Below are 321 nucleotides of genomic sequence, written 5' to 3' on the forward strand. Positions count from 1 at the left end.
ACGTGCACTTTCTTCCCGCCTTTCACATGTTTAGGGTATTTTCGGTGATGAAATCCCAGAAAATCAAATCCCTCGTTTCCATCCCACGTATTCACTAGTTTCGACTTTTCTGTATGGATTGTAAGTTCTAACTTATTCATAATGGATTGTAGTATCTGAATACTCTCTAATGCTTGTTGTTTTGTTTGACATACGATGACAAAGTCATCGGCATATCGAATCAGTTCCCAAAGGTGTTTACACTTCTTTTCCCAAATGGTATCCATATAGTTTAAATATATATTAGAAAGTAAAGGAGATATCACACCACCTTGTGGTGTA

The 321-nt window shown here is 36.4% G+C and carries 1 protein-coding gene; it reads right to left on the reverse strand.

Going from position 1 to position 321, the window contains the following annotated elements; genetic code table 11:
- The coding region (locus MR115_RS29720; protein WP_242243866.1) for a reverse transcriptase domain-containing protein at positions 1–305 on the reverse strand (305 nt) is incomplete at its 3' end.
- Between the last annotated feature and the right edge of the window lie 16 nt (positions 306–321).

The sequence above is a fragment of the Bacillus cereus group sp. BfR-BA-01309 genome (assembly GCF_022664315.1).
Classification (GTDB): Bacteria; Bacillota; Bacilli; order Bacillales; family Bacillaceae_G; genus Bacillus_A; species Bacillus_A mobilis.